Origin of the sequence: Acetobacterium sp. K1/6, from assembly GCF_034438075.1 — a bacterium.
Lineage (GTDB): Bacteria > Bacillota > Clostridia > Eubacteriales > Eubacteriaceae > Acetobacterium > Acetobacterium carbinolicum.
The window spans coordinates 207,502-224,497 of the sequence record NZ_JAXQGA010000006.1 but is presented as its reverse complement, the minus strand read 5'-3'; the positions used below and the strand labels follow the sequence as shown (position 1 = coordinate 224,497).

The window sequence follows — 16,996 nt, the reverse complement described above, 5'->3', positions numbered from 1 at the left end:
AATTATTCGCTCCTTTCCCCTCAGGGTGGGTCAATTTTAACCGTTAATGGTGGGTCAGTTTTAAGTATAAATCAATACCATAGGTATCATATAGCCTTAAAGTTATCATTCTAAGCGATGTCGTTTGAGTATAGAACTTGGCAATGTCTTCAAAGGCTTCTTTAGTTGCAGCATATAAATTCACAGGATTATATTCACTGCCACAATAATTCTGCCAGTTTGTTCCAGTATTTATTAAGTAGTTTACTTCTAATGTTTTCATAGCTTCTAATAAATGCGCACCAAACACGACATTGCTCATAAATAATTTATCAACATCACTCGCATTATGCTCGGATACGAATAAAGAAGCTAAACGTACAACGATATCAGCGAAGCAATCTTGAAAATCTCAATCATGCCTTGAATACTTTGATCGTACGTATGAATGTAGATGTTTTCTTCTAAAGCCTTTAATTCCATGAGATTAGAGCTTTCTCTGACAATTACATGAATCTCATATCCCTGATTATTGAGCTTTCTTACTAAATTTAAGCCGACAAATCCCGTTCCTCCGGTAATAAGTAATTTCTTCATAAATTCACCACTATTTAAGTTTATTAGACAAATTTTCATATTCAGTAATCTGAGAAACTGTAAAGTCATATAAATTTTCTTTGTTTTCAAGATACTCTTTCATCCAAGCAACCACCATTTCTAATGCTTTGTCAATACTCAGCTTGGATTCGTATCCTAATAGCTTTCTGGCTTTATAGGAATCCAACTTCAAATAGGATGTCTCATGAGGTTGCTGCCTCGTATCAATTCTATAGCTGGTACTGCCATTCCAAAGATCGCAAATCTGACTGACGATATATTCAACATTTTTTTCGTTGTCATTTTCAGGACCAAAATTCCATGCACCATTATACTTAGTGCCTTCTAAATCCAAACTTTTTGCCAGTTGTAAGTAACCAGCTAACGGCTCCAATACGTGCTGCCAGGGCCGAATTGCATGAGGATTACGAACCAGTACATCCTCATTTTCCATCAGCCCTCTTATGCAGTCCGGTATTAATCGATCAAGTGCAAAGTCTCCTCCACCAATCACATTTCCAGCTCTTGCGGTAGCAATTGCCACTTTGTGCGCCTCGTATTGATCTGGATGGAAATAGGAATTCCGATATGCTTCTGTAATTATTTCTGAACACGCCTTACTGCTGGAATAGGGTTCATACCCCCCAAGTCGATCCGTTTCTCTATATCCCCAAAACGACTCTTGGTTTTGGTAACATTTATCCGTCGTTACATTTACTAGTACTCTAACCGATGGACAACTTCGAACCGATTCCAGTAGATTAACCGTTCCCATCATGTTCGTTTCAAACGTTTCAACCGGTTTCTCATAAGACAGACGTACGAGCGGCTGCGCTGCCAAGTGAAAGATTATTTCCGGTTGGGACTGAGCAATTGCCTTGTTCAGGTTATCCCGATTACGGATATCGCCAATAATGGAATTAACGCTGTCATCGATTTTACAGCGCTCAAACATCGAAGGATTAGTTGGCGGTTTCAGGGCATACCCCGTGACATTTGCGCCTAGTTTCGTTAACCAGATCGACAGCCAGGAGCCTTTAAAACCTGTGTGTCCTGTTATAAAAACATTTTTTCCTTTATAATAATTTACAAACAAATTACCACACCTTCCAAGGCGCTTTACCGCTTTCCCAAATCGTTTCAAGTGTATGTTTATCTCTCTGCGTATCCATACACTGCCAGAACCCGTTGTGTTTGTATGCCACAATTTGACCATCCTCTGCCAATTTATCTAGCGGCCCACTCTCAAAACTCGTCATATCCCCTTCAATGTAATCCAGCACTTCTGGTTCGAGAACAAAAAAACCCCCATTGATCCAGGCGTCTAAATTTTGGGGCTTTTCAACAAATTCAAGCACGGTGGAATCTTCGCTTAGACCTAATACTCCGTATCTACCACTCGGCTGTACGGCTGTAACAGTGGCAAGTTTGCCATGTGCTTTATGAAAGTGATAGAGCTCTTCAATATTAACATCCGATAAGCCGTCTCCATAGGTTAATAAAAAGGTTTCGTTTCCGATATATTTTTTTATCCTTTTAATTCGTCCGCCTGTCATGGTTTCGAGTCCCGTATTGGCAAGCGTAACTTTCCACGGTTCAACGGATTCGCACGAATGAATTTGCATGCTGTTATTACTTGATAAATCAAATGTTACATCTGAACCATATAAAAAATAGTTGGAAAAATATTCTTTAATTAAATGTCCTTTATAACCCAAACAAAGCACAAAATCATTAAAGCCATAGTATGAGTAACTTTTCATTATATGCCACAAGATTGGTCTCTCTCCAATTCCTATCATCGGTTTTGGTTTTAGGTGGGACTCTTCACTAATTCGCGTACCATAACCACCACAGAGTATTACTATTTTCATATCAAATTTCCTCATTAATTTATTCCACTTAAGTTTTTTCGTTAAATCATCTAAATCAACTTTCAGCACTTAGTTCTGGATAGCCTCCAAAACTTGAAGAATAATTTGTAACTAAATCTGTATAAATTAAATGTTGTGAAATCCAATTTCTTGAATTCTAGCTTCTCAACCCTTCAAATCATAATTATTTTTTAATGCACCTGAAAACAACACTCATTTACAAACTTTGTCTCTCAAGCAATGAACATGTTCAACCTTGAAAAATATTCTTTTAAATGCAATCAAAATCTATATACCTAATTAAGTGGTGGAAGCGCCAAGCACAGTTTAACTTTTAAAAAGGAGCGACAATAGCACTTCATATTTGCTATCGCCTAAATTTTGCTAACTTACTTTTTTTTACTGCTATTGTTTAAAATATAAACAAGTTTTTTACATACGTACTCAACAATTTCTTGGGTCATCATCATACCACAAGGTAAATTAATGGCATAAGGAGAAATCTCATAGGCTATCTTATTTAATTTACTATATTGATCAATCCCAGGTATTTCTTTATAAGCCGGTTCCATACTTAGAGGATAAAAAAATGGTCGACTATCAATATTATATTTATTTAGTTCATTTATTAATTTCTCTTTTGATATATCATATGTTCTGTTATCATAAACAATTGTTACCATCCAGTAATTGCTTCTTGTGTTTTTTGGTTCTATATTTAATTTTATACCTTTAATATTCTTTAATTCTTTTTTATACCAATTAAAAATGTTTCTTTTATTCTCAACCAACTCTTCTATTCTTTCTAGTTGGGCAATTCCAAGTGCCGCTTGCATGCTTGACATTTTATATTTGTATCCTACTTCATCGTTCCAAAACATTTTATCACTCTCTGCTCGCCCGTGATCTCTCAGTTTTAAGCACCTATTATAGATTTTTTCATTATCTGTTAGGAGCATTCCACCTTCTCCAGTAGTCATAATTTTTGAACCATGAAAACTAAAAACACCAATATCCCCTAATGAACCCGCCTTTCTGCCATTATAAATGCTCCCTACGGCTTCTGCTGCATCTTCAATGATCGCTATATTATATTTTTTACATATCTTTTGTATTTCATCCATCTCTGGTACGTTTCCATATAGATCTACTGGTATGACTGCTTTAGTATTAGGCGTTATACATCTCTCTATACTCTCTGCAGTTATACACCAGGTTTCCTTATCTATATCTGCAAATTTTGGAATAGCACCTACATAACTAATAGGTGCTGATGTAGCAATCCAAGTTATATCTGGTACGATTATTTCATCACCTTGTCCTATCCCTAATGCAAGTATTGCTAGATGTATTGCAGAGGTACAAGAAGGTAGTGAAATGGCATAGTTTCCACCAATGTATTTTTTAAACGCATCTTCAAATTTCTTATTATAATAATTCGAATTATCATACCACGCATTTTTTACTGCTTCTGTTACATATTCCACTTCTTTCGAAGTTATACTTGGTCCTGACACAAATATTCTATCACCGCATTTGTTCATAGTTATATTCATTCCTTTCGTTTCACTCAAAGCATAAAACTTCTTGGAACATCTTACTTTTAAGTGCTTTCGAATTATTTAATTGACATCGGGATTAAGGCAAACTATAAAACACGTTTGAGTGAGCTACTTACTTACAGATCAACAGCAATTGCACAATGTGTCAATTGCTTTTTAAAGCACGAAATTCACCGATTACCTCTTCAAGCTACGGTTTTACATTAGCCGCGTGACTGATTGCTTGCTTGCTTACCTAATAAGATAGTACTACAAATTGTTACCATCGTTCATTAACATCTTTAACACATTTTAAATAACCACTTGGTGCCACTGTAATTAGCAATTTATCTTCAATAGTCTTATCAATTTGAAATCTATCCGAATTTTTTAGAAATTCTAAAACAGCAGTTTTGGGATTATTGCCACAGCCCCAAGGTCTGTCTTCAAATAATTCCTCTGGCATGTCTTCAACACATGTATCAAAAACAACTAAATATGATCCTTTTGTCACAAATTCAGAATAAGCATCTAATTCCTTTTGAACGTGTTCATGTGTATGGTTCGAATCTAAGACTACAATAATCTTATTCTTATCTCTTACAAACTCTTTAACTTTGTTGACTATATTTTTATCTATAGATGAACCCTCGATCATAGAAATTCTTTTATACATAAGGTGATTTTCAATCTCTTTTCTGTTGTGCTTTCTAATGTCAATATCAATCCCTAGAACTTCACCATTTCCTATAAGTTCCAACAGAGAAGCATAAAAAATCAACGAACCACCGTGTGCAATTCCAGTTTCTATTATCAAATCAGGTTTTACTTCCCATATAATCTCTTGCATTGCAATCATGTCTTGAGGATATTGAATAATAGGCCTTCCCATCCATGTGAAGTTATAAGAATATCGATGTTTTGCTGTTTCTATAACCCACTTATTCGATAAATCTTTTAGTTCTTTATTATTTCCTAATTTAGCTATACTCGTTCTAACTTCTTTTCTAAATTTATCATTTTGCATCTATCTACGACTTCCTCTCTAATACACAAGCACAAACCGGGCCAAAATTACCGATAAAAGGTAGCTCACTTGCAACTTCATATATTTTATTTTCATAATCAGGCTCTCTTTCTTCAATCATGCAAATTTTTGAATATATTACTCTAGTGGCTAAATAATATAAACTGCTTATATTTTCAAATCGATCCATAATAAAATAATTTTTTATTACGCGCTCTAATTCATCTTTTGAAAAAAACGAATTATGCCACCTTACTTGGATTTCATCAAGCCCCTGTTGTTCTCTTAATTTATTAAATTCTATTTGACCTTCAATAAAATTTTCAATCAACAAATATTTACCTGATTTGTATAAGCATTTAAAGATTTCTGAAACAGCTTTTCTTCTATTTTCACTTCCTCCAAGATTTATCAAGCACCTGTCTGATATAATGATGTCAAACTTTTCTTTGTACTCTGACAATTTCATGACATCCATGACTTTAAACACCACTCCTGATAACTCTTCCTTTTTTAATTCTCTTTTCGCATTTTGAATCATTTTTTCTGAATAATCTGCACCAACGTAGCTATGTATGTTTACCCTCTTTTTATATTGAAGTGTACTGTAACCATTCCCGCATCCAATGTCCAACACTTTTAAAGGTGTATCAAATCCCGATAAAAAATCGCAAATATAATTTATTTCAATTTTTCTTAAAAAAACATCTTGAGTTGTTGCACTAGGATCACTTCCGTATATTTTTGCTTGCTCTTCCCAGTATGATTTTATTTTTTTTAGATTTGTCATTTTAACCACCTCTTTAAAAATTTCTATCTTTATCAGAAGTTATTCTTTCTTCTATCGGCCATATTATATTATATATAGGATCGTCCCATCTAAACCCACGCGCGCATTCTGGATGAAAAAACTCAGTCATCTGATAAAGAACTTCTGTGTTATCGACTAAAGTTTGGTATCCATGGGCAAACCCTTTTGGTATATAAATCGTTTTTCTATTTTCACTTGTAAGCTCTATAGAAATCCATTGTTTATAAGTAACCGAATTCGGTCTTAAATCAGCAATAACATCATAGATAGCTCCTTGAGTGCAACGTACCAATTTATCTTCTTCATAAGGTCTTATCTGATAATGCATCCCCCTCAAAGTACCTTTTCTTTTATTATATGATATACTAAGCTGAACTAACTGAGAACTTAATCCATATTTTTTAAATTCTTCCATACACCATGAACGAGCAAAGAAGCCTCTCTCGTCCTCAATTTTTTCAAGTTCAATCACATATGCACCTTTTAGTGGCATTTCATTAAATACCATTTAATGTTACCTCCCTAAATAATATTCCTCAATGACAGGGATCAATGTGATAAACTTGCCTCCCCAATCGAAAATGAAACTCATTTTTTCTATAATTTCTTCTTTGATATTCCAAGGGAATATAACAACATAATCCGGTCTAGTTTCTTTTATTTTATCCGGTGTAAATATAGGAATGTGTGTTCCCGGCAAAAACAAACCTTGTTTATAAGGACTTATATCCACAGTATAATCAAGAAAGTCTTTGCTTATTCCACAGTAATTTAATAGCGTATTTCCTTTTGCTGGTGCACCATAACCAACAATTTGCTTGCCCTCATTTTTTAACTCAATTAATTTAATTAAGATATTTCGTTTAGTTTTTTCAACATGTTCTGAAAACTGTTTATACGTTTCAATTCTGTTCAATTTTGCTTTAGTTTCTTTATAAATAACTTCATTCACATTTTTAGAAATACATTGGATTCTATCTTCTGTATGCTTTCCATATATTCTTAGTGAACCACCATGTGTTGGAATTTCTTCAACATCAAATATTGAAAGACCATTTTGTTCAAAAATTCGCTTAACTGTCATTAACGAGAGATAGGAAAAATGCTCATGGTATATGGTATCAAATTGATTTCCCTCGATTAATCTAAGTAGATGTGGAAATTCCATTGTTATTACGCTGCCAGGTTTTAACAGCTTTTTCATTCCAATTATAAAATCATTTATATTAGGTACATGTGCGAGCACATTATTTCCAATTAATAAATCTGCATATATATTTTCCTTAACTAATTTATTTGCTAGAGATTCTCCAAAGTACTCTGTTTTAGTCGGTATTCCTCTTTTCCTTGCTTCAAAAGCAACGTTTTGAGCTGGTTCAATTCCAAGTACTGGTATTCCATCTTCTTTAAAATATTGAAGCAAATAACCATCATTGCTTGCTATCTCAATAACCATAGAATTATAATCAATATCAAATCGTTTCTTCATCATGCTAACGTATCTCTCTATATGTTTTAACCAAGTATTTGAAAACGAACTAAAATATGCGTAGTCATCAAAAATATTTTGCGGCGTTTCAAATTCTTCTAGTTGAACCAAAAAGCATTCGGAGCACACATATGCGTGTAGTGGAAAATATACTTCCCCATTTTGAATATCCTCAAGTTTAAGATATTTATTAGCAAGCGGTGACATTCCTAAGTCTACAAAAGTATTTTTTAGCTGTTTACCACAAAATCTACATAGTGCCATCTGAATAACCTACCTCTTAATTATTATGTTTTTGAATTATCGTTTGACTTCTTTTTGATCATTACTTATTATTCTAGCAAAAATGTATACTGAAAGATTTAACCTTCTTCATGATGGATTTCGTTTAGCATTTATAAGCACTTCAACTATCACAACCACCATTCATGATAGGAAATATCCAACTTTTTTATTGTATTCCCAAGTACTTCTAACTTTTAATAATACTAATTATATAGTATCTCGTTAACAGTTGTGCTTCTTGCTCACTACTGAGAAGGCTTCCATTAATTCTAATGCTTTTTAAAATCCGATTCTCATTATTTTCCTTTTCGCATATGCTCATTGTTTCTATTTGTCCTAATTGATGTTCTTGAAACTTCTCTAACAATTTATGTAGATTAACGTAGGTTTGTTTCAATTCACTTAAGTTATTAAAAGTGTTATATATATTAACATAGTAATTAGGGTTAACTAGCTTAATAATAATTTGGTATTTGCATGAAACTACTACTTTTATATCTTCAATAAATGCATCTATATCTTCAACTTCATCGAATTTGCTCTCAATAATAACGTAGTTTACATCCCTAATCATCTTATAATCACTTATTCTTGTCAGTCTATCCATAACTGCTAATTTTGACACTGTTTTCAAATCTTCTTCATATTTACCACTAGATGTATAATTAATGATCTCTGTATTTTTTATACCTTTTCTTAGTAAAACATTCTTAATTTGCAAAGGGGTTGCTCCGCAAAAGCAATTAATTCCTAAGATTTTTATTTTTTTTACACCTTTAAAAACATTTACACTTTCAACGATAGTACTATCAAAACTCGCTTCTGTCCATGGATCTATATTAAACTTTTTTTTAAAAATCTCAGATCCACTCCCAAGAGAGTTATTATTTTGCTGCGCCTCACTACCTGTAATAGAACCAAAATGATGTATAAATGTATCACCCGCATAGATTAACTTATAACCTAAGCGCCTGATAGTAAAACTGAAATCATCATCAGCGAATTCTCCTAAATAATATCTATGATCAAAGCCTCCCGTTTGATCGAAAAGTTCCTTTTTAATTACCATAGTTAGTGGCATGTTTCTTAGTCTTTCTTCCCACTTGCGCGGATCTGATACATTATACTTTGCTGCAAAAATATGCATTTCTTCAATGCTGGAATAACTAACTGGTATAGCTTGGTGATTACTCAGAATATTAGATCCAGGCGCTACAAAACCTATTTTATCATCTGATTGTATACAGTTTAATAGATTGTCTAGCCAGTTCTTAGTTAATATCAAGTCATTTCCTACAAACACAAGATATTTTCCTTCGCCCCAAAGTAGGCCTGCATTAAAGCCTAAAACACCACCAACATTATTCCTTATGTTGACTTTCTTTCGACTTGGAATACTATTAAAATATTCTTCTGTACCATCTGACGAACCATTATTCACAGTTATTAATTCGTAATCTATATGCCTAGTATATTTAAGCAAACTTTCAACACACATTTTTGTATATTCTAGTTTATTGTAAGCTAATATAACTATACTCACAAAAGGCTTTTTATCATATGCTTTATTGTAAATATATAGGTTTTCTTTTAGATTCTGTATTCTTTTCTCTAGCTGTAATCTTAAATTATTGTCATTTGTCACTTCAATACATCTATTAAAATAATAAATAGCCAAAGTTTTGCACTCTAATCTAGTTGTCTCATATATATAAGCAAGATTATACATGAGGTCACAATTATATGCATCGTTTTTTAACCCTTCTTGAAGAATCTGCTCCGCTTCATCCAAATCGCCTTCCATCATGGCGATCACACCTTTCATGGAGTAAATCTCTATATCATCATGTTCAACCTGTTCATACAATTCCAACAGTTCTTTCGCTTCGTCCAGTTTTTCATTTTCTATCAGAATGCCAATATTTTCTTTAAGTTTTTGTTTATGATCAAAATTTTCCTGATTCACTTGTTTTCCACCCTTAATTCAACATTGCAATACAGCAGCGACATTTAGTTGATGACCTCCGCAATTCTTACTCTTACATTAATTTTAATTGTACCTCTGATTTTAAAGCAAGCATTTCAACGTCTACGGGTACAATTTTTAGATACTCATCAATTAAATGCTTTGCTTCTGCTATTTTATTATCTTCTACTAACGCAGAAATGTTGTTTTTTACTAGCATCTTGTACTCTTCGAATTCATTGTTGGTAAGATTATCTGTTTCCACTTGTTTCTTTTCTTCATTTTTCAATTCTTCAAGAAGAAGCTCTACACCCTTTTTCATATAATCATATGCACTTAGTGCTTTTCTCATATACTGCAAATATTTGGATTGGTCACGATCTCTATTCATTAGCGCTTTTCGCATAAACATAAAAAAGATCTCTTCATGGTTTTTCAGAACATAGATATTCTCGGTATCCAAGATAGTTTCATTATACACGTTTTCAAGATAAAAAACACCTTCTTCAACATATCTTTTAAATAAATCCAGGTAGTCATCATTGTCTATTTCTTCTTTTATCAACACGACTCGTTTGAGCGCTTTAGAAAAGATTGAAAAATAGATGTCCTGTTGGTCGCCATACTTCTTAAAATATTTTACTACCACCTCGGAAAAATCACTAAAGGTGCGAGCCATATACTCATTGTAACGGTTAATCTCTTTTTCCTCCAGTTTAGAAAAAACCGAATCGATCTGCAAATCGTCCGCCATTAGATAATATACTAATTCACCATAAATATCATTCTTATCATTGAAATCATAGGAATATATTTTATCCACGTCGTCTTCTGTCAGCGATCGATTCATTTCCTTATTCTTTCTGATTTTGTTCAAAAAGACATAATCAGTGTTAATTTCTAATTCCGCAAAGCGATTTATTACTTCGATCTTATGTTTCTTATTATTACTAATCATATCTTCGAGAGTATTCTCAAAGCGATCAGTCACATTAAATTTCAACTCATCTTTATCTACTAAAATTTCTTCATAAAAAGCAACTAATTCATCGTATCGCTTGTATTTAATACTTAATCTCACAATTTGGTTGACTGCTAGATAATAATAATCCTGTTCTACACTGTTCGTGCGATTTTTAGTCAGTGCCAATATTTTTTTTGAATATTCCACCGATTTCTCATAATCTAAAAGGGCATCATATAGTGCCGCTATTTGAGAATAAGCATACTTTTCACCACCAAAATCAGAGACTATGGCAACTAAATCAATCGCTAATTTATTTTTTTCATATTGTTTAAGTAATTCTAAACATTTTTTATAATTTATGATTGCTTCTTGATTTTTTTTTAGTATACCTTGAGCTTGCGCTAAATAGAAATAGATATTAATATATCCACTGTTTTCTTCTTGTTTGGCACTTATTACTTCTTTTGCAGTTGTTTCAGCCTCTGAAAAAAGTTGATTCTTTATATAAACGTCCAACATTAGATTGTAAATATGCATCGGATATATCTTAGATTCTCTAGCAATATTAAGTGCGCTACTCAAAGGATCCAGGGCTTCTATAAAATTACCATTAAAGACTTGCGTTTGGCCCAAATGATAAAGCAAGAAAATATTATTCGGATCAGCCTTCAGTTCTTCTTTTATGATCACTAAGTTTCTTTTGGATTTTTCATCAACGAAATCTTGATCGGCTTGGATATAGCCGTAGTGAACCAGCACTGCCTCTGAGAGATAAACAGGTTCCTTCTTAGGAAGATATTCGTGAATTTTACTTGTAAATTTTAGATTATTTTCTCTTTTTACAATTCTCCGACTATGAAAAGTTGAACCGCTTTGACTTCGGTCTTCCTTAATTAAATTATCTATTTTTATTGCTAAACCTTTATAATTTCTATAGGTGCTCTTATTAAAAAAATCAATGATACTATCCGGTTTCTCAAGTATTTCATCTGCATCAATATAGAAATACCATTCTCCTTGGGATTTTTCAATTGTAATATTTCTCGCCTCAGCAAAATCATTGTTCCATTGGTGGAAAAAGACTTTATCCGTATATAGTTTTGCAATTTCGACCGTATTATCTGTTGAACCCGTATCGACTATCACTAATTCTGCATCCACATTCTTAAGAATTGGTTTCAATGCTTCCAGGCACGTTTTTAAGTATTTTGATTCATTTTTAACAATCATTCCGATACTTAATTTCACTTTATATCCCTTTCTTGCTTAAAATAGTTTTCATTAAATAAAAGAATATTCTTTTATTTAATGAAAACTATTTTATCGACATTACCATAAAAGCAGCTTAAACACTATTAAATATAAGAATCTATACTCATTTTAAAAAGGGTCAGAGAAAATATTCTCATGACCCTCTAATTTGATTCAAGCTGCAATATTAATATTTTTTAATTATTGTAATAACTGAAGGACACTCTGTGGTTGCTGATTTGCCTGAGCAAGCATTGACTGAGCAGCTTGTGAAAGAATATTATTCTTGGTAAATTCCATCATTTCTTTGGCCATATCAACGTCACGGATTCGGGATTCAGAAGAAGTTAGGTTTTCAGACGACGTACCCAAATTATTGATGGTATGTTCTAATCTGTTCTGGAAAGCCCCAAGCTGCGAACGTTGGGCAGAGACCTTTTCGATAGCGTTATCAATTGTCGTGACAGCTGCCGATGCTTTTCCGGCAGTTTCAATATTAACAGCATCTCCGTTAACATCTCTTATGCCTAAAGCGTCTGCACGCATATCATCAATTCCCACATACATATTTTGTCCGGTATTGGCTCCGATTTGCATATTTACTGCTTTACTTACATCATTATTACCGGCATCTGCTTTTTTGAATGTTAATGTTATGCTATCGCCAACCTTCATTTTATCAAGGTCGGTAATTACAAGCGTTCCAGCTGATGCTGAGACTAAATTTGTACTGAGGTCAAGAGTCGCAGAACCACCTGCAGTTACACTAGCTAATGACGCTCCCGAATGTACTGGACTGTCTACAGAGAATCCTGCTGTTGTTCCCGTGTCAGCCGTTTTCGTGATGGTAACTGTAAAATCCTTTATTGCTGATCCTGAAGAAGCAGCTACGCCCTCAATGGAAGCTAACCCTGCTCCTAATGCAACAGTAGTAGCACTGGTATTTGCTGACATTTTAACGTCTCCATTTGCAGCCGCTCGAAGACCTTCTTTTGAACCATCTAATAATTTTTGAGTGTTAAATTCAGTTGTATTCGCAATTCGATCAATTTCAGTTGTTAACTGATCAATTTCTTTCTGCATTTCTCCACGATCTGTTGATGTGTTGGTATCATTGGATGATTGTACAGCCAGTTCTCTCATTCTTTGAAGAATAGAGTGTGTTTCACTTAACGCGCCTTCAGCGGTCTGAATTAATGAAATACCATCACTTGCATTTGTTGAAGCTGTGTTCAGTCCAGAAATCTGACCACGCATTTTTTCTGAAATTGCCAAGCCAGCAGCATTATCGCCTGCTCGGTTAATTTTTAAACCTGAAGATAATTTTTCTAATGACTTTGAAGTGGCCGCATTGTTTGCAGATAACTTGTTATAAGTGTTAAGTGCTGCGATGTTATGGTTGATTCTCATTGTATTTTCCTCCGTTTTTTATTGATCGAAACCCTCGACCCGGGAATTTTGTTAGGCTTTCCTTCGTACGCAAGGCCTGCCAAATTATTAAAGCTTGTTCGCTCTTGTTATTAATATCGTCTTATCCTGATTTTACTTTAGGTTTTTTTAGTATTTTTTTTATTTCTTCTACTAATTTTTCCCTATTCTAAACCCTACATAATCTGATATCAATAGCCGTATCACCAAGAGATTAAGATTAATACTCATTTTAATCTCTTGTTATTAATATCGTCCTTCATCTTCTTTTCTTTAGCATTATTTTAACTTTTTTGCTAAATAAAAAGTTCTCTCAATCATCTTATTTAATATCAAGACAATTCAGAGAACTTAATTTTATATTCATGCTTTTTGGTTCAACTGTATGCCTGTTGATGGCTCAGCCTTTTGTTCAAAACCAATCGGCGGGCTGTAGCTTGGATCAGCACTGGGTGGAACATAGATTGGGCCACCAACATATTTAATAATGACCTCAGCGCGTTGGGTTACAACCATCTCAAGATCCGGCGGTAAAAACTCAGTTTTTAAATTATCTGCCGTCGGCATGCCACCAGGAAGGGCACTTATCGGAATGCTTAATTGCATACTACCTGAATCAGCACTATCATTATTATTAACCTTGTTTGCCATGGAGTCAATGCTTCGGTTCGCCTGAGTAAATCGGATCGCTCTTGAATCTCCATCCTCCATTTGGATGTTTAGTTTTAACTTTCCATCATCGCCTATTTTTGCAGTCGCTGTATAGGTTGGATTATCCCAGTTATAGGTTGAACTTGGGACAAATGAATCGCCCACCGCAATTTTGATTGGTTCACGTTTGACGACTTGCTGCTGACTAACATTATTACTTGCATTAACAGCCTGAACCGATGAAAGTGCCAGCGTTTCTTTTTCAACAAATTCCAGTTTAATGGGTACTGTTTCGATGGTGATTAACGGTTCCATTTTTCCTCCTTACTAAAGCTATTCTGATGACTAACACATTCCAAAATGCTTTGATTTTATTTATTACATCATTGATAATATTATCTCATATAGTCAAATACAGACTGTTGAACCACACTTTGCCCCATTTGAAGGGCTGCCTGGTAAGCTACCTTCTGGCTTTGGAAAGCAATGTAGGTATAGGCTGCATCAACCCCTTCAACTTGAGTCTGTCGTTTTTCCAGATTAAAATTCTGCGTTTCATAACGGTTGGTCATAAACTCCAGATACTGAGTTTTTGCACCAATTTCCGTCGTCGTTTGATAGGTTCTTTGACTATTTGACTGGTATAAACCATAAAGACTATCTACAGTATCGTGTGAATAATCGCCTTCCGCTTTTTCAAACTCTGTGGCAATCCTGCCTAGTAAATCATAAAGATTGTTTGAAACATCTTCTCCCGAAACCGTAGTCGAATTTATTCCATTTCCAACAAAATTAACTCCAGGGACAGAATAATTAAACACGCTATTTCGTTCCACTTCTCCCGAAGTTTGGTCGAATGATACACCTAAGCCAATATCCACATACAAAGAGTCTTTCTTTAATGATTCTAACAATTCAATCTCTGCAGGCGTTCCTTCATTCAAATCATCCAAATTTGTGCCATTATATTGAAGTTTATCATTTACAACTACAAACGGTTTTTCGTTATTACTTCCGCCGAAAAGATACACTCCCGATGTATTAGTATTAAGAGTTTCCAATAACTGACTTTGAATGGAACGAAGTTCGGTAGCAATAATCTTTCGCGTATCTTCGCTTTGGGTCCCGTTCATCCCCTGCAAAATCTTATCTGTCGCTTCAGCGAGCGAAGACTCAATCTGACCTACAGTACTCTCCGAGTTCGTTAAAAAGGCATCAGCATGCTTTATGTTATCCTGATAACCTTCTACCTTGGATAGGTTCCGCCTTATTTGATAGCCCCGAACGGCCGAGGATACATCCTCAGATGTTCTGGCATATTTTCTGCCAGTGGCCACCTGGGTATTCAGTTTGTCCAAATCTACCGATAAATTATTTAAATTATTTGAATATCTTGAGGTCATCATGCGATAGGTAATTCTCATTTCTTCACTTCCCTTCCGTTATATACGGTATATATGGTAAATCCAACCGGACGTTTATACGCCCATCTTGTTAATGACGTTATCAAGGTTTTCATCCAGCACGTTAAAATAGCGCATGGCGGCATTATAGACCTTCTGGAAAGCCGAGAGGTTAATCCCCTCTTCATTTAAAGACACCCCTGAAACCGAATCCCTGGAGTCTGAGATGGTCTGGAATACATTCGTGGCCGTTTTAGAGAAGTTGGTATACAGCTCTACGTCGGTTCCCACTTCGCTAACCACGCTGGTCATATATTCGTTAAAAGTTCCTGACAAGATAGTACTTCCCATACTATCTTTAAAATCAATCTGATCACTCATTCGCTCAATCATTCGCAGGACATTATCCGGTTCTGATGGTGTTGCCTTATAATCAGTCGTCGCAGGCAGACCCTCAATAAATGGTTTTTTGGTCGTGTTAATGTAGGACGGGTTTTTTAGCCATTCCGTTGATACCTGGATATTTCGGGCTGTTAAATTCGCTGTTGATGTTCCTGAATCATCGGTAAATAGATTTAACGGATTGGTCGCAAAGTCATTTTGTTTATAACCATTTATAGGATCCGTCGTGTCTTCGACAAAAATATCACTGTTTATCTTATTAAACTCTTCGGCAAATTTGTTTGCCATAATGTTTATTTTTTCGTTATAATAATAAATGCCTTTGGCATTATTTTCAGTCGCACTTGCAAAGGTTCCTTTGCCGTTGATGATACTTAAATAGCCATGCAGCTTACCATCACTAATCAGATCGTTGGCATCATCCCTTAAGTTTCCGGTTGTATCCACCACTGATAATTTAACATTGAGGGGGTCCGTTTTTGCGTCAAGACTCATCTCTGCATATTTACCATTGTCCACAATCGTAATCGGTTCGCCGCCACCAGGATTTTCCATGGTAATGCGATAATGGGGAATGGAAAGATTTTCCGAGATCACATCGGCTGGCGTCATGCTGACTTTGATATTCGCAATTCCCGATAATTTATCAATAAGCAGGTTACGGTGATCGTAGAGCTCGTTGGGGGTGTTGCCATAAATTTCTTCCCGTTGAATCTGTTCATTTAACGCCGCGATATTTTTAACAAAGGTATTAAATTCGCTGTCGACCGTTACTTCAAGGTTTTCAGTCTGCTCGGTTCGAATCTCGTCAAGCTGATTGGCATACATGTTCATCATTTGAGTTATTTTTTCTGCTGCCGAACGCACAACCTGAGCAATATCCGAGGTGCCTGGCGTTTGTGCCAAACTATTAAGATCTAGAACAAAGCTGGAAAACTCTCCCATCAGAGCTTGTGCTGACGCTTCATCAAAGACATCTTCTAAATTGGTAAGCCCTTTGACCATGGTTTCGTAGCGACTATTTTCTGAATTCTGGTTACGGTACCGGGCATCGATGTACGGATCTCTGAGTTGGGTTGTTCCAGTGGCTTTTACACCGAGACCGGAAGATATTTGTGGATTAGCGTATTTTTGAACCATACCGCTATTTGTTACGGAGACAACATCCACCCGTTGTCTAGTATAACCTTCGGTATTAATGTTGGAAATATTATTCCCAACGATATTGATACTTGCCTGACTGGCCTCCATGGCTCTGCTGGCGATATTATATGATACAAATGTTGCAGCCATTATTTTCTCCTTTTACTCTGATCCCTGTTTGT

General features: G+C 34.9%; 15 protein-coding genes. All 15 read right to left on the bottom strand.

All coding sequences use genetic code 11. The features are described from left to right. Positions 1 to 43: 43 nt before the first annotated feature. Complete coding sequence (locus tag U2P91_RS07690; protein WP_322519373.1) at positions 44 to 367, bottom strand: NAD-dependent epimerase/dehydratase family protein; 324 nt, start codon at positions 365 to 367, stop codon at positions 44 to 46. Further along, complete coding sequence (locus tag U2P91_RS07685) at positions 352 to 576, bottom strand: GDP-mannose 4,6-dehydratase (protein WP_322519367.1); 225 nt, start codon at positions 574 to 576, stop codon at positions 352 to 354. Before U2P91_RS07685 ends, U2P91_RS07690 begins: the two co-directional genes overlap by 16 nt. 10 nt (positions 577 to 586) lie before the next feature. Further along, complete coding sequence (gene rfbG, locus U2P91_RS07680; RefSeq protein WP_322519366.1) at positions 587 to 1,672, bottom strand: CDP-glucose 4,6-dehydratase; 1,086 nt, start codon at positions 1,670 to 1,672, stop codon at positions 587 to 589. 1 nt (position 1,673) lies between these two features. Then, positions 1,674 to 2,450, bottom strand: a complete 777-nt coding sequence (gene rfbF / locus U2P91_RS07675; protein ID WP_322519372.1) for a glucose-1-phosphate cytidylyltransferase — start codon at positions 2,448 to 2,450, stop codon at positions 1,674 to 1,676. A gap of 389 nt (positions 2,451 to 2,839) precedes the next feature. Then, positions 2,840 to 4,024: a DegT/DnrJ/EryC1/StrS family aminotransferase gene (locus tag U2P91_RS07670; protein WP_322519365.1), complete on the bottom strand. Its 1,185-nt coding sequence runs from the start codon at positions 4,022 to 4,024 to the stop codon at positions 2,840 to 2,842. A gap of 247 nt (positions 4,025 to 4,271) precedes the next feature. After that, a complete protein-coding gene (locus U2P91_RS07665) occupies positions 4,272 to 5,018 on the bottom strand; it encodes a cephalosporin hydroxylase family protein (protein WP_322519364.1) in 747 nt (248 codons plus the stop codon). 4 nt (positions 5,019 to 5,022) lie between these two features. Next, positions 5,023 to 5,808 carry a class I SAM-dependent methyltransferase gene (locus U2P91_RS07660; protein WP_322519363.1) on the bottom strand — a complete coding sequence of 262 codons (786 nt, stop codon included), beginning with the start codon at positions 5,806 to 5,808 and terminating at the stop codon, positions 5,023 to 5,025. Between the two features lie 13 nt (positions 5,809 to 5,821). After that, positions 5,822 to 6,337 (bottom strand): dTDP-4-dehydrorhamnose 3,5-epimerase, encoded by a 516-nt coding sequence (rfbC, locus tag U2P91_RS07655; protein ID WP_322519362.1) that lies wholly within the window; start codon positions 6,335 to 6,337, stop codon positions 5,822 to 5,824. A gap of 6 nt (positions 6,338 to 6,343) precedes the next feature. Next, positions 6,344 to 7,582, bottom strand: a complete 1,239-nt coding sequence (locus tag U2P91_RS07650; protein ID WP_322519361.1) for a class I SAM-dependent methyltransferase — start codon at positions 7,580 to 7,582, stop codon at positions 6,344 to 6,346. A 208-nt stretch (positions 7,583 to 7,790) separates the two neighbouring features. Beyond that, entirely contained in the window at positions 7,791 to 9,569 is a 1,779-nt protein-coding gene (locus U2P91_RS07645; RefSeq protein ID WP_322519360.1) for a glycosyltransferase, read from the bottom strand. A gap of 73 nt (positions 9,570 to 9,642) precedes the next feature. Beyond that, complete coding sequence (locus U2P91_RS07640; protein ID WP_322519359.1) at positions 9,643 to 11,784, bottom strand: glycosyltransferase; 2,142 nt, start codon at positions 11,782 to 11,784, stop codon at positions 9,643 to 9,645. Between the two features lie 204 nt (positions 11,785 to 11,988). After that, positions 11,989 to 13,197, bottom strand: coding sequence for a flagellin (locus U2P91_RS07635; protein WP_322519358.1), 1,209 nt, complete (start codon positions 13,195 to 13,197; stop codon positions 11,989 to 11,991). 381 nt (positions 13,198 to 13,578) lie between these two features. Next, on the bottom strand, positions 13,579 to 14,181 hold the full coding sequence (locus U2P91_RS07630; protein ID WP_322519357.1) for a hypothetical protein: 603 nt from the start codon (positions 14,179 to 14,181) through the stop codon (positions 13,579 to 13,581). A gap of 80 nt (positions 14,182 to 14,261) precedes the next feature. Further along, entirely contained in the window at positions 14,262 to 15,290 is a 1,029-nt protein-coding gene (locus U2P91_RS07625; protein ID WP_322519356.1) for a hypothetical protein, read from the bottom strand. Between the two features lie 54 nt (positions 15,291 to 15,344). Continuing rightward, positions 15,345 to 16,964 carry a flagellar hook-associated protein FlgK gene (gene flgK / locus U2P91_RS07620; protein ID WP_322519355.1) on the bottom strand — a complete coding sequence of 540 codons (1,620 nt, stop codon included), beginning with the start codon at positions 16,962 to 16,964 and terminating at the stop codon, positions 15,345 to 15,347. Positions 16,965 to 16,996: the final 32 nt, after the last annotated feature.